19 protein-coding genes and 1 pseudogene are annotated in these 21187 nt (G+C 73.9%); 10 read left to right on the forward strand and 10 right to left on the reverse strand.

Annotation, left to right across the window (positions count from 1 at the left end; genetic code table 11):
• The first annotated feature begins 6 nt into the window (after positions 1 to 6).
• Positions 7 to 1104: a D-alanine--D-alanine ligase family protein gene (locus tag TOK_RS03715; protein ID WP_098956366.1), complete on the forward strand. Its 1098-nt coding sequence runs from the start codon at positions 7 to 9 to the stop codon at positions 1102 to 1104.
• 103 nt (positions 1105 to 1207) lie between these two features.
• Here the strand turns inward: TOK_RS03715 and TOK_RS03720 are convergent, their stop codons facing one another.
• Positions 1208 to 1792 carry a DUF3515 domain-containing protein gene (locus TOK_RS03720; protein WP_098956367.1) on the reverse strand — a complete coding sequence of 195 codons (585 nt, stop codon included), beginning with the start codon at positions 1790 to 1792 and terminating at the stop codon, positions 1208 to 1210.
• 4 nt (positions 1793 to 1796) lie between these two features.
• Positions 1797 to 2033 (reverse strand): Lrp/AsnC ligand binding domain-containing protein, encoded by a 237-nt coding sequence (locus tag TOK_RS03725; RefSeq protein ID WP_098956368.1) that lies wholly within the window; start codon positions 2031 to 2033, stop codon positions 1797 to 1799.
• Between the two features lie 155 nt (positions 2034 to 2188).
• On the opposite strand from TOK_RS03725, the gene TOK_RS03730 reads away from it, so the two are divergent.
• A complete protein-coding gene (locus tag TOK_RS03730; RefSeq protein WP_098956369.1) occupies positions 2189 to 3139 on the forward strand; it encodes a thiamine-phosphate kinase in 951 nt (316 codons plus the stop codon).
• Positions 3140 to 3172: 33 nt separating this feature from the next.
• On the opposite strand, the gene TOK_RS03735 is transcribed toward TOK_RS03730, so the two are convergent.
• The 8 genes and pseudogenes from TOK_RS03735 to TOK_RS03770 form a co-directional block, all read right to left on the reverse strand.
• Entirely contained in the window at positions 3173 to 4462 is a 1290-nt protein-coding gene (locus TOK_RS03735) for a (Fe-S)-binding protein (RefSeq protein WP_098956370.1), read from the reverse strand.
• Positions 4459 to 5640: an FAD-binding oxidoreductase gene (locus TOK_RS03740; protein WP_098956371.1), complete on the reverse strand. Its 1182-nt coding sequence runs from the start codon at positions 5638 to 5640 to the stop codon at positions 4459 to 4461. Before TOK_RS03740 ends, TOK_RS03735 begins: the two co-directional genes overlap by 4 nt.
• Positions 5641 to 5643: 3 nt before the next feature.
• Positions 5644 to 7095: an FAD-binding oxidoreductase gene (locus TOK_RS03745; RefSeq protein ID WP_098956449.1), complete on the reverse strand. Its 1452-nt coding sequence runs from the start codon at positions 7093 to 7095 to the stop codon at positions 5644 to 5646.
• A 90-nt stretch (positions 7096 to 7185) separates the two neighbouring features.
• Positions 7186 to 7887 (reverse strand): GntR family transcriptional regulator, encoded by a 702-nt coding sequence (locus tag TOK_RS03750; RefSeq protein ID WP_098956450.1) that lies wholly within the window; start codon positions 7885 to 7887, stop codon positions 7186 to 7188.
• A 60-nt stretch (positions 7888 to 7947) separates the two neighbouring features.
• A pseudogene (locus TOK_RS03755) lies at positions 7948 to 8160 on the reverse strand (DinB family protein); the annotation flags it as partial.
• 52 nt (positions 8161 to 8212) lie between these two features.
• Positions 8213 to 9598 (reverse strand): (Fe-S)-binding protein, encoded by a 1386-nt coding sequence (locus TOK_RS03760; protein ID WP_098956372.1) that lies wholly within the window; start codon positions 9596 to 9598, stop codon positions 8213 to 8215.
• Positions 9595 to 10737: an FAD-binding oxidoreductase gene (locus TOK_RS03765; RefSeq protein WP_098956373.1), complete on the reverse strand. Its 1143-nt coding sequence runs from the start codon at positions 10735 to 10737 to the stop codon at positions 9595 to 9597. The genes TOK_RS03760 and TOK_RS03765 overlap by 4 nt, the downstream gene beginning before the upstream one ends.
• A gap of 29 nt (positions 10738 to 10766) precedes the next feature.
• The gene (locus TOK_RS03770) at positions 10767 to 12221 is read right to left on the reverse strand and encodes an FAD-linked oxidase C-terminal domain-containing protein (RefSeq protein WP_098956374.1); all 1455 of its coding nucleotides are present in this window, start codon (positions 12219 to 12221) and stop codon (positions 10767 to 10769) included.
• 263 nt (positions 12222 to 12484) lie between these two features.
• Between TOK_RS03770 and TOK_RS03775 the strand changes: the two genes are divergently transcribed.
• From TOK_RS03775 to mnhG, 8 genes are all read left to right on the forward strand, one after another.
• Positions 12485 to 14677, forward strand: a complete 2193-nt coding sequence (locus TOK_RS03775; RefSeq protein WP_098956375.1) for a malate synthase G — start codon at positions 12485 to 12487, stop codon at positions 14675 to 14677.
• Between the two features lie 289 nt (positions 14678 to 14966).
• Positions 14967 to 17333, forward strand: coding sequence for a hydrogen gas-evolving membrane-bound hydrogenase subunit E (mbhE, locus tag TOK_RS03780; protein WP_253258162.1), 2367 nt, complete (start codon positions 14967 to 14969; stop codon positions 17331 to 17333).
• Positions 17330 to 17893 carry an MnhB domain-containing protein gene (locus TOK_RS03785; RefSeq protein WP_098956376.1) on the forward strand — a complete coding sequence of 188 codons (564 nt, stop codon included), beginning with the start codon at positions 17330 to 17332 and terminating at the stop codon, positions 17891 to 17893. Before mbhE ends, TOK_RS03785 begins: the two co-directional genes overlap by 4 nt.
• Complete coding sequence (locus tag TOK_RS03790; RefSeq protein WP_256387953.1) at positions 17890 to 18372, forward strand: Na(+)/H(+) antiporter subunit C; 483 nt, start codon at positions 17890 to 17892, stop codon at positions 18370 to 18372. The genes TOK_RS03785 and TOK_RS03790 overlap by 4 nt, the downstream gene beginning before the upstream one ends.
• An 8-nt stretch (positions 18373 to 18380) precedes the next feature.
• Entirely contained in the window at positions 18381 to 19907 is a 1527-nt protein-coding gene (locus tag TOK_RS03795) for a Na+/H+ antiporter subunit D (protein WP_098956452.1), read from the forward strand.
• On the forward strand, positions 19904 to 20449 hold the full coding sequence (locus TOK_RS03800) for a Na+/H+ antiporter subunit E (protein WP_098956377.1): 546 nt from the start codon (positions 19904 to 19906) through the stop codon (positions 20447 to 20449). The genes TOK_RS03795 and TOK_RS03800 overlap by 4 nt, the downstream gene beginning before the upstream one ends.
• Positions 20446 to 20712: a monovalent cation/H+ antiporter complex subunit F gene (locus tag TOK_RS03805; protein ID WP_098956378.1), complete on the forward strand. Its 267-nt coding sequence runs from the start codon at positions 20446 to 20448 to the stop codon at positions 20710 to 20712. Before TOK_RS03800 ends, TOK_RS03805 begins: the two co-directional genes overlap by 4 nt.
• Positions 20709 to 21179, forward strand: a complete 471-nt coding sequence (gene mnhG / locus TOK_RS03810; protein WP_098956379.1) for a monovalent cation/H(+) antiporter subunit G — start codon at positions 20709 to 20711, stop codon at positions 21177 to 21179. Before TOK_RS03805 ends, mnhG begins: the two co-directional genes overlap by 4 nt.
• Positions 21180 to 21187: the final 8 nt, after the last annotated feature.

The following is a 21187-nucleotide window of genomic DNA, read 5'->3' on the forward strand; positions in this document are numbered from 1 at the left end:
TCACCCATGAGTGACGGCAGGACGAGGGTCGCAGTGGTGTTCGGCGGCCGGAGTTCCGAACACACCATCTCGTGCGTCTCCGCGGGCAGCGTGCTCGCCCACCTCGACCGGGACCGCTTCGACGTCGTGCCCGTCGGCATCACGCCCGACGGCGCGTGGGTCCTCGGCACCGCCGACCCCGACCGGCTTCGCATCGAGGGCCGCACCCTGCCCGAGGTCGACGCAGGCGGCACCGCCCTCGCCCTGCCCGGCGACCCCACCCGCGGCGGCCTCGTCCGCCTCGACCGCGACCGGGCCGGTGAGGTCTTCTCCGGCGTCGACGTCGTCTTCCCCGTGCTGCACGGCCCGTTCGGCGAGGACGGCACCGTCCAGGGTCTGCTGGAGATGGCCGGGCTGCCCTACGTCGGCTCCGGCGTCCTCGCCAGCGCCGCGGGGATGGACAAGGAGTTCACCAAGAAGCTGCTCGCCGCCGAAGGGCTGGCCGTCGGCTCGCTCGTCGTGCTGCGGCCCGGCACCGCGTCGCTGACCTCGGCGGAGAAGGAGCGCCTCGGCCTGCCGGTGTTCGTCAAGCCCGCGCGGGCCGGGTCCTCGGTCGGCATCACGCGCGTCACCTCCTGGGGCCGGCTCGACGAGGCCATCGCCGTCGCGCGGGAACACGACCCGAAGGTGCTCGTCGAGGCCGCGATCGTCGGCCGCGAGGTCGAGTGCGGGGTGCTGGAGTACCCCGACGGCAGCCTGCGCGCGAGCCTCCCCGCCGAGATCCGGCTCGTCTCCACCTCGGCCGAGTTCTACGACTTCGATGCCAAGTACCTCGACGACGCCTGCGAGTTCGACGTCCCCGCCAAGCTCGACGACGACGTCACCGAACGCCTCCGGGCCGCTGCGATCGAGGCCTTCCGCGCGCTCGACTGTCAGGGCCTGGCCCGCGTGGACTTCTTCGTCGACGACGACGGCGAGCCGATCGTCAACGAGGTCAACACCATGCCGGGCTTCACCCCGATCTCCATGTACCCGCGGATGTGGGCGGAGACCGACGTCGACTACGCCACGCTGCTCACGACGCTCGTCGAGACGGCCCTGGCCCGCGGCACCGGCCTGCGCTGACCCCCGGTCCCGGACCTCAGCCGGGTTCGACGTGGGACTGGCCCCGTTCATGATCGAACCGGTCGGGTGTCGAGCTCGGCGTGGGACGGGGTGTGGGCCCGCGTCAGCGGACGGCGATGGGCGCGGGCGGGAGGGTCGCGGTGATCGTGTCCGAGACGGCCTGCAACGGGCCGCTGCCGACGGTTGCGGGCGTCGTCACCACGACGTAGGTGCCACGGTCGACCGCGACCCAGCTCGACTGCACCGGGTTCGGGACGTCGTCGGGCAGCTGCAACCAGCTCACCCCGTTGACGACGACGAGCGCGGAGGTCGGCGTCAGCTCCTGCGGCCGCGGCAGCCCGCAGCGCAGCACGACCGGGCGCGACGGCGCGGCCCAGGCCCGGACCCCGGCAGGTGCGGGATCGGCGAGGGCCCGGGTGGGCAGGCCGGCGTCGCCACCGGGGAGCGTCGCGGGCAGGGCCGCCAGCAGTGCTGTGCAGGCGGGTCCGGAGGCGTCGGGTGCGTCGACGGGCGCGGCGGCGAGCGGCCGGGTGTCGGCCGGACCTGCGTCGGGTGCGGCGGGGCCGGTGCCCTGCCGGTTGACCAGCGCCAGCACCGCGACCGTCACGGCGAGCACGAGCGGCAGCGCGATGGCCAGCAGGACGGCGGCGGAGGGCCGCGTCCGGACGGGACCACCGGGCTGCGACACGGGCTCAGCCCAGCTTGACGACCGGGCAGGTCAGGGTGCGCGTGATGCCGTTGACGCCCTGGACCTTGGCCACGACGAGCTGGCCCAGCTCGTCGACGTCGCCCGCCTCGGCGCGGACGATCACGTCATAGGGGCCGGTGACGTCCTCGGCCGACACCACGCCGGTGATGTCCGCGATGGCGCTCGCCACGGCGGCAGCCTTGCCGACCTCGGTCTGCACCAGGATGAAGGCCTGAACCACGGCGTACTCCTCTCGAGTGCGCGCTGCCGGGCAGCGCAGGCCGCGCCTACAGGGCGCGACAAGTCGTGTCGGGTAGGAAAGTCGGAAGCCGAACCGTACCGGAGGTGCCCGCCGTGCCCACATCGTCGGCCTCCCCGTCCGAGGGAACCGAGGCGATGAACACACTTGGCGATGTCGGCGAGTTCGGCCTGATAGGCCGTGTGACGGCCGATCGTGTACAGCCGCCGAGCACGTTGCTGGGGCCGGGGGACGACTCCGCGGTCGTCGCCGCGGCGGACGGGCGGGTCGTCGCGTGCACCGATGTCCTGGTCGAGGGCGTGCACTTCCGGCTCGACTGGTCGTCCCCGGACCAGGTGGGGCGCAAGGCCGCCGCCGCGAACCTGGCCGACATCGCCGCGATGGGCGCCGTGCCGACGGCCCTGCTCGTCGGGCTGGCCTGCCCACGCGACACCCCCGTCGAGACGCTGGAGGGCATCGCGTCGGGCATCTGGGCGGAGGCGGCGTCGGCGGGGGCGGGGGTCGTCGGCGGGGACGTGGCGTCGGGGCCGGCGATCGTGTTGTCGGTGACGGCGCTCGGCTCGTTGGAGGGCCGGGAGCCGGTGACGCGCTCGGGTGCCCGCCCCGGTGACGTCGTCGCCCTGGCCGGCCGGGTCGGCTGGGCTGCGGCGGGTCTGGACGTCCTGCACCGTGGGTTCCGGTCCCCGGTCGCGGTGGTCGGGGCGCACCGGGTGCCGGAGCCGCCGTACGCCGCCGGACCGCAGGCCGCGCAGGCGGGTGCGACGTCGATGATCGACGTGTCCGACGGCCTGCTCGCCGACCTGGCGCACGTCGCGACGGCGTCCGGGGTGACGATCGACGTGTCGACGGCCGCGCTCGCGGTCCCGGCCCGGCTCGCGGAGGTCGCCTCGGCCCTGGGCGTCGACCCGCTGACCTGGCTGCTCACGGGCGGCGAGGACCATGCCCTGGTCGCGACGTTCCCGCCCGGCGCGGTCCCCGCGGACTGGGCGGTCATCGGTGGGGTCACCGACGGAGACCCCACCGTCCTGGTCGACGGCGCCCCGCACGATGGCCCCGCGGGCTGGGACCACTTCGCCCAGGACACGTGACCCTGTGAGTGGCGCTGCGCCACTCACGGGGTCTCACAGGGGGTTCACACCGCGGATCGAGGCGTCGACGAGCTGGACGGGGTGCAGGACCGGGATACCCGCGTCGAGGAATCGGCGGATCTGCAGCAGGCAGCCCGCGTTCGCCGTCACGACGACGTCCGGGGCCACCGCCTCCAGGTTCTTCGCCTTCCGTTGTCCCAGCTCCTCGGCCGTCTCGGGCTCCACCAGGTTGTAGATGCCCGCCGAGCCGCAGCACAGCTCGGCCTCCGCGATGTCGCGCAGGTCGAGGTCGGGGATGGACCGCAGGACCGCGCGGGGCTGCGAGCGGATCCTCTGGGCGTTCGAGAGGTGGCAGGCGTCGTGGTAGGCGACGCGGGTGGCGATCGGGTGCCGCGGTGCGCGTGGGCCGAGCTCGGCGAGCAGCTCGGTGACGTCGCGGACCTTGGCGCTGAACGACTTCGCGCGCTCGGCCCAGTCGGGGTCGTCGGCGAGCAGGTCGGCGTACTCCTTGAGTGTCGACCCGCACCCGGCGACGTTGGCGACGACGACGTCGAGCCGGTACCGCTCGAACATCTCGATCGTCGCGCGTGCCCGGACCAGGCCCTCCTCCTCGCGCCCCGCGTGCACCGACAGGGCGCCGCAGCACTGCCGGTCGCGCGGCACGAACACGTCGCAGCCCTCGGCGGCGAGCACCCGCACGGTGGCGGCGTTGACGTCGCCGAAGAACACCCGCTGCGCGCAGCCCGCGAGCAGCCCCACCCGCATCCGGACCGGGCCGGTGGGCCTGGTGCGCTCGGGGGTGCGCGCGAGCAGCGCGCGGACCGTGACCGGCGGCAGCAGCGACTCCAGTGCGCGCAGCCGTGCGGGGAGCCGGTCGATCAGGCCGAGCCGGTGCACGAGCGCACGCAGGCCCGTGCGCTGGTAGACGAGCCCGCCGAGCGCGGCCACCCGCAGCCGGTTCGGGTACGGGAACAGGGAGAACACCAGGCCGCGGAACAGCCGGTCGGCGCGGGTGCGCGGCACGTTGCGCTCGACCTGCGGGCGCACCGACTCGATCAGCTTGTCGTACTGGACCCCCGACGGGCAGGCCGTGACGCAGGCGAGGCAGCCCAGGCAGGAGTCGATGTGCTCGCCGAACGCCTCGTCGACGCCGATCTCGCCGCGCGCCGCGAGATCCATCATGTAGATGCGGCCGCGCGGGGACTCGGTCTCCAGCCCGGTGACGGCGAACGTCGGGCAGGTGGGCAGGCAGAACCCGCAGTGGACGCAGTCGTCGAGGACGTCGCGCCGCGGCGGATGGTGGGCGTCGTAGGAGGTGCTCACGCCGGGACTCCTTCACGAGCGGGTGCGGGGGCGAGCCAGGGGGACAGGCGTCCGGAGCCGAACCGGCCCGCGGGGTCGAAGCGCGCCTTGACCGCGCGCATGACGGCGACCGCGGGCGGCGGCGGGCCCCACAGCGGGGTGGCGGGGTCGAGGCCGTCGTGGCGCAGCACCGACACCGAGGAGCCGGCGGCGGCGTGTGCGGCGGCGAGTACCGGCTCGTGCCGGCCGCCGGTGAGGGCGACGGTGTGCACACCCTGACCGACGGAGCTGCCGGCCGCGAGGGTGACGCCGGCGGCGTCGGCGGCCGAACCGAGCGCGGCGAGGAACGCCGGACCGTCCGAGGGCAGGGTGCCCGCGCGGAGCACCGTGACGTCTCTGCCGGACGGGTCGGCGACGGTGGCGACCGCGCTCCAGGCGGCCTCCTCGTCGTCGCCGGAGAGGACGCGGGCGGCGGCGTTCCTCCCGAGCACGGCGTCGACACGCTCGCCCACGCCGTCCGGGGTGCCCTCCAGCCGCACGAGCAGGCCGGTGCCGGGCGTCCACTCGAGCGCCACGGGCTCGGTGCCGGAGGCGATCAGGTCGACGCCGAGCCGGGTGGCGGCCGCGGCGTCGGCGGGCAGTGCGACCGTGGCCGCCCTGCGCGGCAACGGATGCACCCGCAGCACCACCTCGCCGACGACGCCGAGTGTGCCGAGGGAGGAGTGGAACAGCTTGGCCAGGTCGTAGCCCGCGACGTTCTTGATGACGTGCCCGCCGGACTTCGCGACGGTGCCGTCGCCGAGCACGACGGTCACGCCGATGACGAGGTCGCGCAGCGTGCCGTAGAGCTGGCGCAGCGGGCCGCCGTCGCCGCTGGCCAGCAGCCCGCCGACGGTCGCGCCGCGGCGGATGCGCGCGGCGTCGAACGCGATGTGCTGGCCGTGCTCGCCCAGCTCGGCCTGGATGTCGGCGAGCGGCGTGCCTGCGCGGACGGCGACGGTCATGTCGGCGGGGGTGTAGCCCAGGATCCCCGACAGCGCCGTGGTGTCGACGACCGCGTCGGCCGGGTCGGGCCGCCCGCCGGTGGTCGCGGCGGTCCCCGCGGCCGTGACGAGCAACCGGGGATGTGAGGTCATGGTGTCGGCGACGACGTCGCGCAGCTCGTCGACGTCGCGCGGGGAGTGCGTGGTGGGGGGCATGCGTCAGATCCGCTCGATGAGGCCCGCCGCCTCCAGCGGGTGCGATCGGTGGGGGCCGGGACGGTCGCCGCACAGGCGTGGCGTCGGCAGCAACTTGCCCGGGTTGCAGATGTCGTCGGGGTCGAATGCCCTGCGCAGCAACGTCATCGTCGCCAGATCGGCCTCGTTGTACTGGCGCGGCATGGAGCAGGCCTTGTCGGTGCCGATGCCGTGCTCACCCGAGAGCGACCCGCCGAGGTCGACGCACAGCTCCGCGATCGCCGTCGACAGGTGCTCGGCGCGGTCGTGCTCGCCGGCCTCCTCGCTGTAGAGCACCAGCGGGTGCAGGTTGCCGTCGCCGGCGTGGAAGACGTTGGCCACCCGCAGGCCCGCCTCGTCGGCCATCTCCGAGATCCGCACGAGCGCCTCGGCGAGCCGGGTGCGGGGGACGACGCCGTCCTGCACGAAGTAGTTCGGGCTGATCCGCCCGACCGCGGCGAACGCGGCCTTGCGCCCCTTCCACATCGCGGCCCGCGACTCGGGGGTCGGCGCGATGAGCAGCTTCGTCGCGCCGTTGTCCTTGCAGAGCTGCTCGATCTCGGCGAACTGGGTCGCGACCTCGGCAGGTGGCCCGTCGAGCTCGACGAGCAGCGCCGCCGCGGTGTCGAGCGAGTAGCCGGCCTGCACCGACGCCTCGACGGCTTCCAGCGCGAGCTGGTCCATCATCTCGACGGCCGCGGGCACGATCCCCGCCGCGATCATCCCGGTGACGGTGTCGCCCGCCTGCTCGACCGACGGGAAGTCGGCGACGAGCGTGCGCACCACCGTCGGCTTCGCCAGCAGTTTCACGACGATCTTCGTGACGATCCCGAGCGTGCCCTCCGACCCGATGAACGCGCCCAACAGGTCGTAGCCCGGTTGGTGCGGAGACGGGCCGCCGAGGGTGGTGAGCGTGCCGTCGGGCAGCACGACCTCGATCTCGTGGATGTGGTGCACGGTGAACCCGTACTTGAGGCAGTGCGCCCCACCGGAGTTCTCGGCGACGTTGCCGCCGATCGTGCACACCTGCTGGCTCGACGGGTCCGGCGCGAAGTAGAGCCCGTGCTCGGCGACGGCCTTGCTGACGTCGAGGTTCGTCACGCCGGGTTGGACGACCGCACGCCGGTTCTCGACGTCGATCTCCAGGACCGCGCGCAGCTTCTGCAGCGAGATGACGACCCCCTCGGCGACCGGCAGCGACCCGCCCGACAGGCACGTCCCGGCACCGCGCGCGACGAACGGGACCGTGTGCCGTGCGCACACCCGCACCGCCGCCGCGACCTGCGCGGTGTCGACGGGCAGCAGGACGAACTCGGGGACGACGCGGTATCCGGTCAGTCCGTCGCACTCGTAGGAGCGCAACGACACCGGGTCGTCGAGCACCGCGTCGGCACCGAGTGCCCTGACCAGCTCCGCACGCAGATCGGCGTGCTTCATCGCGACCTCCCGGCCCCTCATGCACAACTGAGATACAAGTCGTGTGCGACGATAGCCTCGACGTTCCCCGCCGACAAGTGGCGTTGCGGATCAGTCGACGGTGAGCGGCCCGGGGGTGCCGACGGCCAGGCCGAGCGCCATCACGGTCCCCGACAGGTGCGCGCGGACGGCGTCGAGCAGCGCGTCGAGGTCGCCGGCGCGCACGGCCGCCGCGATCACGGTGTGCTCCTCGACGATCGTCGCCGTCCGGCGCGGGTCGCGCACCGCGGACTCGCCGATCATCCGCAGCTGCCGGTCGCGCAACGACGAGTACACGTCGGCCAGGATCGCGTTGCCGGCCGCCTCGACCAGCACGGTGTGGAACGCGCGGTCGGCGTCGAGGAACCCGCGCAGGTCGTCGGCCGCGGCACGCTGGCGGTCCAGCTGGGCGTCGAGGCCGTCGCCGATCCTCGCCCGTGCCGCGTCGTCGCCGTGGCACGCCGACCGGGCCGCGAACTGCTCGATCACCAGCCGCGCCTCCATGACGGCGCGGACCTCCTCGGGCGACACGGGTACGACCAGCGCACCCCGCTGCGGATAGAGCCGCAGCAGCCCTTCGGCCTCCAGGCGCAGGAACGCCTCGCGGACCGGGGTGCGCGACATGTCCAGCGCCGCCGCGACCTCGCCCTCGCTGATGAGGTCGCCACCGCGGAAACCGCCGGTCAGGATCGCGTCCTTCACGTACTCCAGCGCGCGGGTCTTGGCGCTGCCCCGGGGCGCGCGGGCACGTGCGGCGTCGCTCGCCACAGCCATCACGCTCCGCTCCGCACCCGTCCGACAGGTGCCGCGGACCTTATCCGAGCCTGCTCACGTCCCGAACACCCCGACGACGATGTGCGCCAGCCGCCACGCGATCGTCGTGAACGGTGCCGGGTCGGGCCCGGGGAACGCGACGTCGACGGTCCACGGCCCGGCACCCGGCTGCGGCGCCTCCGACGACGGGTCCCGCGGCCGGACGTTCCAGCACCCCGGCGCGGGTTCCCACAGGTACTCGGAATCGGTGAGGCCGTCGAGCCTGGGCGGCACGACGCCGGCCCAGTGCCGGTCGAGCTGCGCGGAGCGGGATCACCGGGCGGGGTCAGCGGCGGGGGACAGGGACCCCGCGGATGCTGGCGTCGAGGAGCTGGACGGGGTGCAGCAGGGGCAGGTCCCCGCCGCCCAGGTGCTTGCCCATCTGCAGCAGGCAGCCCGGGTTGGCGGTGACGACGACATCGGGTGTCACGGCCCGGACATTGGCGGCCTTGCGGGCGCCCAGCTCGTCGGCGGCCTCGGGCATGATCATGTTGTAGATGCCCGCGGAGCCGCAGCACAGGGCGGCCTCCGGGATGTCGAGCACCTCGATGCCGGGGACGCTGCGCAGCACGTCGCGGGGCTGGGTGCGGACCCCTTGGGCGTGCCCGAGGTGACAGGCGTCGTGATAGGCGACGCGGGCCTCGACGGGATGGCGCGGGGCGCGGGCGCCGCCGTCGGCGAGCAGGTCGGCGAGCACCTCGTGGACGTCTCGCACGGCGGCGGAGAACGTCGCGGCCCGGTCCGCCCACGCGGGGTCGTCGGAGAGCAGGTGCCCGTACTCCTTCATCGACGACCCGCAGCCGGCGACGTTGGTGACGACGTGGTCGACCCCCGAGGCGAGCAGCGCCTCGAACGTCTCGATGGTCCGCTTGGCCCGGGTCAGCGCCGAGGGCTCCCGTCCGGCGTGCAGCTCCAGTGCGCCGCAACAGCTCTGGTTGCGGGGAACGATGACGTCGGCGCCCTCGGCGGCGAGCACCCGGACGGTGGCCTCGTTGACACGGTGGAAGAACACGTCCTGCACGCAGCCCGACAGCAGTGCGATGCGGGCACGGCGCTCGCCGACGGCCGGGGTGACCGCGGGCAGCGTCGCGAACGCCTCCCGCACGGTCACCGGCGGCAGCAGCGACTCCATTGCGGCGAGCCGGGACAACCTGGTGCCGCGCAACCGTTCCGTGCCGCGGTCGACGAACCTCCGCACGGCGGGCACCCGGGCCAGCCGCTGGTACAGCGCGCCGGGCAGAGCGGCGGCGCGCAGCCGTCGCCGGTAGGGGAAGAGGGCGAAGATCGCGTCGCGGAAGAGCCGGTCGTCGGTGTCGCGGGTGACGTTGCGCTCCACCTGCGGGCGCACCGACTCCAGCAGCCGGTCGTACTGGACGCCCGACGGGCACGCCGTCACACACGCCATGCAGCCCAGGCAGCGGTCGATGTGGGTGGCGAAGGAGCCCTCGATCGGGATCTCGCCCTTCTCGGCGAGGTCCATCAGCAGGATCCGGCCGCGTGGGGAGTCCATCTCCTCGCCCCACAGCTGGTAGGTGGGGCAGGTGGGCAGGCAGAACCCGCAGTGCACGCAGTCGTCGAGCAGGTCGCGCTCGGGCGGGCGGTGCGGGTCGAACGCGCTGGGCCCGGTGCGCGGGATGTTGGTGTGCGCCGAACCTGCGGGGGTGGTGCTCATCGCGCGTCCTCCGGGAGCCACGGGGAGAGCCGGCCGGGTTCGAGCCGGCCGTCGGGGTCGAGGGTGCGCTTCACCGACCGCAGCAGCGCGACGGCCGACGGTGGCGGCCCCCACGCGTCGCCGGTGAACCCGTCGGGCCGGTCGCGCAGGACCGAGGTGCCGCCTGCGGCGTGGACCGCGGCGTGGGCGTCGGCCACAGCCTCGACGGGCATCGAGACGGTGGCGACGCCGGTACCCGGACCGGCTGCGACGCCCACGGCACCCGGGACCGATCCGACGAGCGCGGCGAGCCGTGACGGCCGGACGCCGATGCGCAGCACCGCCCGGCCGGCGGTGCCGCGGACGGCGGCGGCGTGGGCGTCCCACTCGTCGGCGTCGACCTCCGAGGAAGCGGCACCGAGGGTGGCGCGCAGCCGGTCGACGCGCCGCGGCAGGGCGCCGACGGTGCCCTCCATGCGGACGAGGAGCCTGCCGTCACCGGTCGCGGACCCGTGGCTGTACCACTCGACGGCGGCGGGGTCGAACGGTTCGGCGAAGACGCGGGCTGCGTGTGCGGCGGCGTCGGCGAGGGTGCAGCCGAGCGCGAGGGTCGTCGAGGCCTGGGGCAGGGGGTGCAGCCGCAGCACGATCTCGGCCGCCACGCCGAGCGTGCCGTAGGAGCCGTGGACCAGCTTGGCCAGGTCGTAGCCGGACACGTTCTTGATGACGTGCCCGCCGGTGCGGGCGACGGTGCCGTCGGCGAGCACGATCGTCATGCCGATGACGAGGTCGCGCAGGGTGCCGTGGACGAGTGCGGCCGGCCCGCCGTCCGCGGTGGCGACGAGCCCGCCGACGGTGGCGCCGCGTGCGGCGCGGGCGGCGTCGAACGACACGTGCTGGCCCTGGTCGGCGAGCTCGGCCTGCAGGTCGGCGAGGGGGGTGCCGGCGCGGACGGAGACGGTCATGTCGCCGGGGTTGTGGGTGATGATCCCGGTGAGGCCGCCGACGTCGATGATCGTGTCGACGGGCCGTCGCTCACCTGCCCAGGCGGCAGCGGTGCCGGCGCCCGTGACGCCGATGGTGCCCGCGGAGTCGAGCACGGCGTCGCGGAGCGTGGCGAGGTCGCCGGGGCGGACCGTGGTGGGGGTCGCGCGCGTCATGTGAGTGCTCTCCCAGAGCTCCGAGGTGGTCAGAGGCGGTCGATCAGGCCGGACTCCTCCAACGGGTGCGGGCGGTACCTGCCGGGACGTTCGCCGCACAGCCGTGGCGTGGGCAGCACCTTGCCGGGGTTGCTGATGCGGTCGGGGTCGAACGCGCTGCGCACCCGGTCCATCGTCGCGAGGTCGACCTCGCCGAACATCGTCGGCATCGAGCAGGCCTTGTCCGTGCCGATGCCGTGCTCACCCGAGAGCGCCCCACCCATCTCGACGCACAGCCTCGCGATCGCCGACGACAGGTGCTCGGCGTGGTCGGTCTCGCCGGCGGCGGCGCTGTAGAGGACGAGGGGGTGCAGGTTGCCGTCGCCGGCGTGGAAGACGTTGGCCACGCGCAGGCCCGCCTCGTCGCCCATCGCGGCGATCCGGGCGAGGGTCTCGGCGAGGCGGGTGCGGGGGACGACGCCGTCCTGGACGAAGTAGTCGGGGGAGATTCGCCCGACCGCGGCGAAGGCGGCCTTGCGGCCACGCCAGATCGCGGCGCGCTCGTCGACCGACCCGGCGATGTGCAGCCGGGTGCAGCCGTGCCGGTCGCAGATCTCCTTGACCTGCTCGAACTGGACCTCGCACTCCTCGGCGGGCCCGTCGAGCTCGACGACGAGCGCCGCGGGGGTGCCGACGGTGTAGCCCGCGTGCACGGCCTCCTCGGCGGCCTCGATGGCGAGGGTGTCCATCATCTCGACGGCCGCGGGCACGATCCCGGCGGCGACGACGTCGCTGACCACGTCGCTCGCCGCCTCGACGGACGGGAAGTCGGCGAGCAGGGTGCGGACGGTCTCGGGGGCGCGCAGCAGCCGCACGGTGATCGACGTCGCGATGCCGAGCGTGCCCTCGGAGCCGAGGAACACCCCGCGCAGGTCGGGGCCGGACTGTTCCGCGGTGTCGCCGCCGAGGGTGACGACGGAGCCGTCGGGCAGCACGACCTCCATCGACAGCACGTGGTTGGTGGTGAACCCGTACTTGAGGCAGTGGGCGCCGCCGGAGTTCTCGGCGACGTTGCCGCCGATGGTGCAGACCTGCTGGCTCGACGGGTCGGGCGCGTAGTAGAGGCCGTGCGGTGCGGCGGCGGCGGTGACGTCGAGGTTGGTGACGCCGGGCTCGAGGGTGGCGCGGCGGTCGACCGGGTCGACGTCGAGGACCCGGTTGAGCCGGGCGAGGGAGATCACGATGCCGTCGGCGACGGGCAGCGCCCCGCCCGACAGGCCGGTCCCGGCGCCGCGGGCGACGAACGGCACCCGGTGCTCGGCGCAGGCGCGGACCGCGGCGGCGACGGCGGCGGCGTCGCGGGGTAGGACGACGAGGTCGGGGACGACCCGGAAGCCGGTGAGACCGTCGCACTCGTAGGCGCGGCGTCCGACGGGGTCGTCGATGACGTTGTCGGGCCCGACGGCTCGGGCCAGCGCGGCGCGCGTCGCGTCGTCGAGCGCCATGAGGGCACCTCCGCGTCCTTGCGTGGTCGTCCGGCAACCGTAACGCCCCCGGTGGGCGGGCGCGGGTGCAGAACCCGGGCCCCGCAGGCCCGGCGAGGGCGCCCGACCGACGGCCGGGAGCTACCACACGATGAGTCCCGAACGCATCCCCCGGGTACGAGGTGTCAACAGGTGGACGAGGGCGCCAATTTCCACGTTGCGGAATCCACTGTCCATTGTTAGATCTATGATGGGCAGCATCGAGAAGAAGGGCGGATCCCCCGATGGGCGCAACACCGACCGTTCGAGGTACGGGCAGGGCGCCCGACGCGCACGAGGCGGCCCTGCAGGTCGATCCCGCGCTCGAGGCGTTCGTCCGCGACGAGCTGCTGCTGGGTCTCGACGACCTCGACCCCGACACGTTCTGGGCGACGTTCGCCGCGCTGAACCGCCTGTTCCAGCGACGCACCGCGGAGCTGCTCGCCCGCCGCGACGACTTGCAGCGCCAGGTCGACGGCTGGCACGCCGCGCACCCCGGCCCGCTCGACGAGGCCGGCCGCGACGAGTACGCGGGCTTCCTGACCGACATCGGCTACCTCGTGCCCGAGGCGGAGCCCCGGCTCACCGTCACCGGCGTCGACACCGAGATCGCCGAGCTCGCCGGTCCCCAGCTCGTGGTCCCCTCGACCGTGCCCCGGTACGCACTCAACGCCGCGAACGCCCGGTGGGGATCGCTGTTCGACGCCCTCTACGGCACCGACGTCCTGCCGCTGGACCACGAGCTCGCGAAGGGTTACGACGAGGCCCGCGGCGCCCAGGTCATCGCGGAGGCCGACCGGCTGCTCGACGAGCTGTTCCCGCTCGCCGACGGCTCGCACGCCGACGTCGGGGCCTACACCGTCACCGACGGCAGCCTCGCCCCGGCGCTCGCCGACCCCGCGCAGTTCGCGGGCCACCGCGGCGACGCGGCGTCCCCGACCGCGGTGCTCCTGCGCCGCAACGGCCTGCACGTCGAGCTGACGATCGACCCCGAGAGCCGGGTCGGGCGCGGCCACCACGCCGGGGTCGCCGACGTCGTGTGCGAGTCCGCGGTCACGACCATCGTCGACCTCGAGGACTCGGTCTCGACCGTCGACGGCGAGGACAAGGCCAACGCCTACCGCACGTGGCTGGGCCTGATGAACGGCAACCTCGTGTCGAGCTTCGAGAAGGGTGGCCAGACGGTCACCCGCCGCGCCGAGCCCGACCGCGAGCACACGGCGCCCGACGGCTCCACCGCGACGCTGCCCGGCCGTTCGACCCTGCTCGTGCGCGTCGTCGGACACCACATGCGCACCGACGCCGTCCGCACCGCCGACGGCGAGCCCGTGGGCGAGGGCCTGCTCGACCTGTTCGTCGCCGTCACCGCTGCCCTGCACGACCTGCGTGACCTCGGCGCGCACCGCAACAGCCGGACCGGCAGCGTCTACGTCGTCAAGCCCAAGCAGCACGGACCCGAGGAGGTCGCGCTGACCGTCGACATGTTCGCTGCCGTCGAGGAGGCGCTGGGGCTGCCCGGGTGCACGGTCAAGATCGGTGTGATGGACGAGGAGAAGCGCACCTCGGTCAACCTGTCGGCCTGCGTGGCCGCCGCGTCGGACCGGATCATCTTCGTCAACACCGGGTTCCTCGACCGCACCGGCGACGAGATCCACACCTGCTTCGCGGGCGGCCCGGTCGTTCCCAAGGGGGACATGAAGTCGCAGACCTGGTTCGGCGCCTACGAGGACCGCAACGTCGACGTGGCGCTGCGCGCCGGGTTCGGCGGCACCGCGCAGGTCGGCAAGGGCATGTGGGCCAAGCCGGCCGCGATGCGCGAGATGCTCGAGACCAAGATCGAGCAGCCGCGCGCGGGCGCCGACTGCGCCTGGGTTCCCTCACCGACCGCCGCGACCCTGCACGCACTGCACTACCTGCGGGTCGACGTCGGAGCGCGCCAGGACGAGCTGGCGTCGCGGCCGTTGACCGACCGGTCGCTGCTGCTCGCCCCGCCGCTGCTGGGCGGTGACCGCCCGTCGGCGGAGACGGTCCGCCACGAGCTGGAGACCAACGCCCAGTCGATCCTCGGCTACGTCGTGCGCTGGGTCGACCTCGGCGTCGGCTGCTCGACCGTGCCCGACCTCGACGGTGTCGGGCTGATGGAGGACCGCGCCACGCTGCGGATCTCGTGTCAGCTGCTCGCCAACTGGCTCGCCCACGGCATCGTCGACGAGCAGACCGTACGCGAGACCTTCGCCCGGCTCGCCGCGTTCGTCGACGAGCAGAACGAGGGCGAGCCGGGCTACCGCCCGATGACCGCCGACCTCGACGCCAGCCCGTCCTTCCAGGCCGCGCTCGAGCTCGTGTTCACCGGCCGCGAGGAGCCCAACGGCTACACCGAGCCCATCCTCACCGCGTGGCGGCGCACGGCCAAGAAGGCGGCCGCGCAGGGTCGCTGACGAGCACGTTCACCGCGGGGGTCGCGGCGTCGCAGGTGCGGCGCTGCGGCCCCCGCGGTGTCGTGGCAGGTAGGCTGGGCCGAGCCGGTCGGACGCGAAGGTCCCCGTCCGCGACCGGCAGCCCATCCGACAGCCGACCCGACGGTGACCCGACAGCCGGGCCGGCCGGCCGGACCGCGCCCCCTCGCGGACCGTGCCGTCCGAGCAGTCCGCGTGATCGCACGGTGCCACCCGCCCCCGCGGCGGGAGGCGGTCCTGCCCGCGTGCCGGGACGCCGCAAGGAGGTGCCTTGCTGCTCGCGCTCGTCCTCGCACATCTGGTGCCGGCCTGTGTGCTGCCCGCCGTGGCGGCCCGCAGCACGCGCGCCGCGTTCGGCCTGGCAGCGGTCCCACCGGCCGTGACGCTGGGCTGGGCGCTCGCGATGGCGCCCGCGGTGCTCGGCGGCGGGGCGGTGACGCAGTCGGTGGCCTGGGCCCCGGCCCTGCACCTGACGTTCGACGTGCGCCTCGACGCACTCGCCCTGGTGATGATCGTGCTGGTCTCCGGGCTGGGCGCGGTCATCCTCGGCTACAGCGCTTTCTACTTCGGCCGCCGCAGCCCCGACGCGGGTCGCACGAGCGCGCTGCTGCTGTTCTTCGCCGGCGCGATGCTGGGCCTCGTCGTCGCCGACGACCTGCTGACGCTCTACGTGTTCTGGGAGCTGACATCGATCGCGTCGTTCCTGCTCGTCGGGCAGAGCGGCCTGCACCGCGTCAACCGCCGCGCCGCCGTGCAGGCGTTGCTGGTCACGGTGTTCGGCGGGCTGTCGATGCTGCTGGGGTTCGTGCTCGTCGGCGAGGCAGCGGGCACCTACCGGATCTCCGAGATCGTCGCCGCACCCCCGACGGGCGGGGTCGTCACCGCGGGGATCGTGGCGATCCTGTTGGGCGCGTTGACCAAGTCGGCGCAGGCACCGTTCCACCCGTGGCTGCCCGCGGCGATGGCCGCGCCCACCCCGGTCAGCGGCTACCTGCACGCGGCGTCGATGGTCAAGGCCGGGGTGTTCCTCGTCGCCCGGCTCTCGCCGGCGTTCGCGGGCAGCGCCGAGTGGTGGCTGCCGCTGGTCGTCCTCGGGTTGACGACGATGCTCATCGGCGGCTGGCGTGCCCTCGGCGCCACCGACCTCAAACGGCTGCTCGCCTTCGGCACCGTCAGCCAGCTCGGTTTCCTGATGGTGCTCTTCGCCGTCGGCGGGCGGCTGGCGGCCGTCGCCGGGGCCGCGCTCCTGCTGGCGCACGGCCTGTTCAAGGCGACGCTGTTCCTCGTCGTCGGCACCGTCGACAAGGTCACCGGCACCCGCGAGACGGGCGCCCTGTCCGGGCTGGGCCGCGCGATGCCGGGGCTCGCCGCCGCGTCCGTGCTCGCCGCCGCGTCGATGGCCGGGATCCCGCCGCTGCTGGGGTTCGTCGCCAAGGAGGCCGCCTTCGAGGCGTTCCTGCACGAGGGCGACGCCCGGGGCTGGATCGTGCTGGCCGGGCTCGTCGCCGGGTCGATCCTCACCGTCGCCTACAGCGCCCGGTTCCTGTGGGGGGCGTTCGCCACCAAACCGGGGATCGACGTCACCGTTCCCAAGAAGGCCTCGCCCGGCCTGACGGTGCCGCTGTGGATCACCGCGGGCGCCGGGCTGGTGCTGGGGCTGATCGCGCCCGTCGTCGCGCCGCTCGTCGAGGGCTACGGCGACACCCTGCCCTCCCGCGACGCCGCCGAGGCCGGCTACCATCTCGCGCTCTGGCACGGCTGGAACCTCGCCCTCGCCCTGTCGGGCGTCGCGCTCCTCGGCGGCCTCGCGCTGCACGCCGGTCGCGCCCGCGTCGACGCGCTCACCCACGCCCTGCACCACCCGGTCTCCGCGCAGCGCGGCTACGAGCTCGTCGTCTCCGGCATCGAACGCGTCGCCGTGCTCGTCACCGGCCGGCTGCAGGCCGGTTCGCTGCCGTTCTACCTTGCCGCGGTGCTCCTCATGGTGCTGGCGCTGCCCGGCGTCGCGCTCGTCACCGGCTGGGCCTGGCCCGCCGACGCGCCCGTCGTCCACCAGTGGATGCAGATCCCGCTCGGCCTGGTGGTCGTCGTCGCGGCGCTGGCGCTCGTCCGCGCGCACCGCCGGTTCACCGCGGTGCTGCTGGTCGGCGCCGTCGGCTACGGCATCGGCGGGCTGTTCATCGTCGACGGCGCCCCCGACCTCGCGCTGGCCCAGTTCCTGGTGGAGACGCTCGCCGTCGTCGCGTTCGTGTTCGTCCTGCGCCGGCTGCCCACCCACTTCACCGAGCGCCGCCGCCCCCGGCGCAGCGTCCAGATCCGCAAGGGCGTGCTCGCGGGCGTCGCCGGGGTCACCGTCGCCCTGTTCGGCCTCGTCCTCTCCGGCGCGCGTACCGCACCCGCCACCACCAGCGACGAGTTCGTCCGGCTCGCCCCCGAGGCCGGGGCCACCAACGTCATCAGCGCGATCCTCGTCGACTTCCGCGCCCTCGACACCGTCGGCGAGATCACCGTGCTGCTCGTCGCCGCCGCGGGCACCGCGAGCCTCGTGCTGGCCACCCGCCACGACCGCCGCCGCAAGGGCAAGGTCACCCGCAGCGGCGCCGGCACCCCCGCGCACGAAGAGGAGGTCCTCGGATGACCGCCACCCCCGACACCCGCGTTCCCTGGGACCGCTGGGACGCGCCCGCCGAGGACTGGATGCTCTCCGGCGAGTGCCCCGCGGGCACCGAGCGGACGCTCCTGCTCGAGCTCGCCGCCCGCATCCTGTTCCCGACCGTCCTCGTCTTCTCGCTGTACCTGCTGCTCGTCGGCCACTACGGGCCCGGCGGCGGGTTCTCCGGCGGGCTCGTCGCCGGGCTCGCTTTCGTGCTGCGCCACATCGCGGGCGGCGGCAGCGACGGCGCCCAGATCGGAGCCAGGATCAAGGTCCGCCCGCCCGTCCTCGTCGGCATCGGGCTGGCCGTCGCCGTCGTCACCGCGCTCGTCCCCGCCGCGTTCGGCGCGCCCGTGCTCGCCTCGGTGAAGGTCGGCTTCCACCTCCCGCTGCTCGGCGACATCGAGATCGTCTCCAGCCTCGCCCTCGACATCGGCGTCTACCTGCTGATCATCGGGGTCGTCCTCGACCTGCTGCGCTCACTCGGCAGCGGCATCGAGCGCGACGCCCGCGAGGCCACCTCCGACCAGACGGGGGCCGCGTGACCACCCTGAGCCTCGCGATGGCCGCGGTCGTCGCCGTCCTGTACTCCGTCGGGTTCTACCTGCTGCTGCAGCGGTCGCTGATGCGCGTGCTGCTCGGCGTCGTCGTCCTCGGGCACGGCGCGAACCTGCTGCTCCAGCTCGCCGGTGGCCCGCCGGGGCGGCCCCCGATCCTCGACGGCAGCACCGACACCGCCGGCATGGCCGACCCGCTGCCGCAGGCGCTGGCCCTCACCGCCGTCGTCATCACCTTCGCCATGACGACGTACCTGCTCGCGCTGGGCTACCGCTCCTGGGTGCTCGTCGGGCACGACGAGGTGCAGGACGACCTCGAGGACCGCCGCATCGCACGCCGCCGCACCGTCAAGGCGTCGATGGGCGAGGAGCTCGTCGACCGCGGCGACGAGGCCGGGGTCGACCCCGGCTCGGCAGCGGCATCGGACGACCCGGTGGCCCAGGCCCCGGCGGGGGACCGCACGTGACCGCCTCCATGCTGCCCGCCCTGCCCGTGCTGCTGCCGCTGCTCGGGGCCGCCGCGACCGTCGTCGCCGGCCGCTCCGCGTGGGCCCAGCGCGCCATCGGCATCACCGTACTGAGTGCCGTCGCCGCCGTCGCCGTGGTGCTGCTGGTCATGGCCGACCGCGGCGGACCCGTCGTCGCCGAGATCGGCGGCTGGCCCGCGCCCGTCGGCATCGTGCTGATCGCCGACCGGCTCTCGGCCCTGCTGCTGCTGATCTCGACCGTCGTCACCCTCGCGGTCCTCGTCTACGCCATCGACCAGCGGATCGTCGACTACGGCAGGCGGACCGCCTCCACGACGTTCCACCCGATCTTCCTGGTGCTCTCCGCCGGGGTGTCGCTGGCCTACCTCACCGGCGACCTGTTCAGCCTGTTCGTCGCGTTCGAGATCATGCTTGCCGCGTCCTACGTGCTCATCACCCGGCGCACCGACGCCACCCGCATCCGCTCCGGCATGACGTACGTGATCATCAGCCTGGCGTCGTCACTGCTGTTCCTGACGACGGTCGCGCTCGTCTACGCCGCCACCGGCACCGTCAACCTCGCCGACCTGGCCACCCGCGTCGCCGAGCTGCCCACCGGGCTGCAGACGGTCCTCGCGATGCTGGTCGTCGTCACGTTCGGGATCAAGGCGGCCATCGTGCCGCTGCACTTCTGGCTGCCCGACAGCTACCCCAACGCGCCCGCGCCCGTCACCGCCCTGTTCGCGGGCCTGCTCACCAAGGTCGGCATCTACGCGTTGCTGCGCACCCGCACCCTGATCTTCCCCGAGGGCCATCCCTCGACGCTGCTGCTCGTGCTCGCCGCCGTCACCATGATCGTCGGCGTGCTGGGCGCACTCGCGCAGAACGACCTCAACCGGCTCCTGTCGTTCCTGCTGGTCAGCCACATCGGGTTCATGATCTTCGGGCTCGCCGTCTCCGACGCGCAGGGCGTCGCCGGCACCGCGCTCTACGTCGTCCACCACATCACCGTGCAGGCCACGCTGTTCCTCGTCTCCGGCCTCATCACCCGCCGCACCGGGACCGTGTCGATCGACGCCATGGGCGGCCTCGCCAAACGGGCCCCGCTGCTCGCGGTGCTCTTCGCGATCCCCGCCCTGACCCTGGCCGGGGTGCCGCCCACGTCGGGGTTCGTCGCCAAGCTGGCGCTGCTCCAGGCCGGGGCCGACAACGGGCCCGGCACCGCGGTCGTCGCCGGCGTCGTGGTCCTGGCCAGCCTGCTGACCCTCTACGCCGTCGTCCGCGTGTGGGTGCGGGTGTTCTGGGGCGAGCCGAAGGAACCGCTGCCCGACCCCGACCCGCACGACGACCTCGTCGTCGGCACCGCACGGACCTCCATGCCCATGTATGCGGCGTCCGCCGCGCTCGTCGTCGTCAGCCTCGCGATCGCCGTGGCCGCCGGACCGCTCTCCGGCATCACCTCCCGGGCCGGTGACGACCTCGTCGACCGCACCCCCTACCGCACCGCGGTGCTCGGGAACGGGGGTGCGCCGTGAGACGCCGGCTGACGCAGCTGTTCTGGCTCACCGTCGTCTGGGTGCTGCTCTGGGGGACGCTCAGCCCGGCGACCATCGTCGGCGGAGTGATCGTCGCGGGCATCGTGACGTGGCTGTTCCCGTTGCCGCCCATGCGCGACCACGTCCCCCTCCGGCCGTTGCGACTGCTCGCGCTCGCCGGGTACATGGCCGTCGACATGTTCCGCTCCGCGGCCGGCGTCGCCTGGGAGGCGGTGTGGCACGGGCCCCGTGCCCGCGCCGGCATCGTCGCAGTCCCCCTGCTGAGCGGGTCCGCCCGCGCCGTCGCCCTCATCGCCGGTGCCGTCACCCTGTCCCCGGGCAGCTACGTGCTCCAGATCGACCGGGGCCGCGGCACGTTCTGGGTCTACGCGCTGGGCATGCGTGGCGAGGGCGACGTCGAGCGCGTCCGCCGGGCGATGCTCCTCATGCAGCGCAAGGTGATCGCCGCCGTCGGCACCGCCGGCGAGCTGGCCGACTGCGACCGCGGCATCGCCGCGGCCGGGACGGAGAAGACCCCATGACCGTCGTGTTCACCGTGACCCTCGCGATCCTCGCCGCCGCGGGCCTGCTGACGATGCTGCGGCTGCTGCGCGGCCCCACCACCCTCGACCGGATCACCGCCCTCGACGTGCTCGCCGTGCTGATCGTCTGCGGGGGCGCGGTGTACGTCGCGATCAACCGGGACGGCTCCAACATCCCGCTGCTCGCCGCGGTCGCGCTCATCGGGTTCGTCGGCTCGGCGACCGCGGCGCGGCTCGTCGAGCGGGGGGAGCGGCACCGGTGACGGTCGTCGACGTCGTCACGGCGGTGCTCCTGCTGACCGGGGCGCTGTCCTGCCTGCTCGGCGCGCTCGGGCTCGTCCGGTTCCCCGACGTCCCCTCCCGCCTGCAGGCCGCCACCAAACCGCAGACCCTCGGGCTGCTGCTGATCCTCGTCGGCACCGCGATCCGGCTGGAGTTCGAGAGCGCCGCGACCCTGCTGCTCGTCGTCCTCTTCCAGATCTTCACCGCGCCAGTGATCTCCCAGATCGTCGGCCGCTCCGCCTACCGAGCGGGAACGCTGCGCAGCGACGAGCTCGTCGTCGACGAGCTGGCCGACCCGATGGCCCGCGACGACCTGCGTGCCGCCGGTACGCCCGTTGCCGACGTTGCTGTTGCCGACGTTGCTGTTGCCGACGTTGCTGTTGCCGACGTCCCTGCTGACGACGTGCCCGGCCCGGCCCCGCGCCCGGATGGCGAGGGCCCGTCCTAAGCTCCCGG

It is taken from the genome of Pseudonocardia sp. N23 (genome assembly GCF_002583555.1).
Taxonomy (GTDB): Bacteria; Actinomycetota; Actinomycetes; order Mycobacteriales; family Pseudonocardiaceae; genus Pseudonocardia.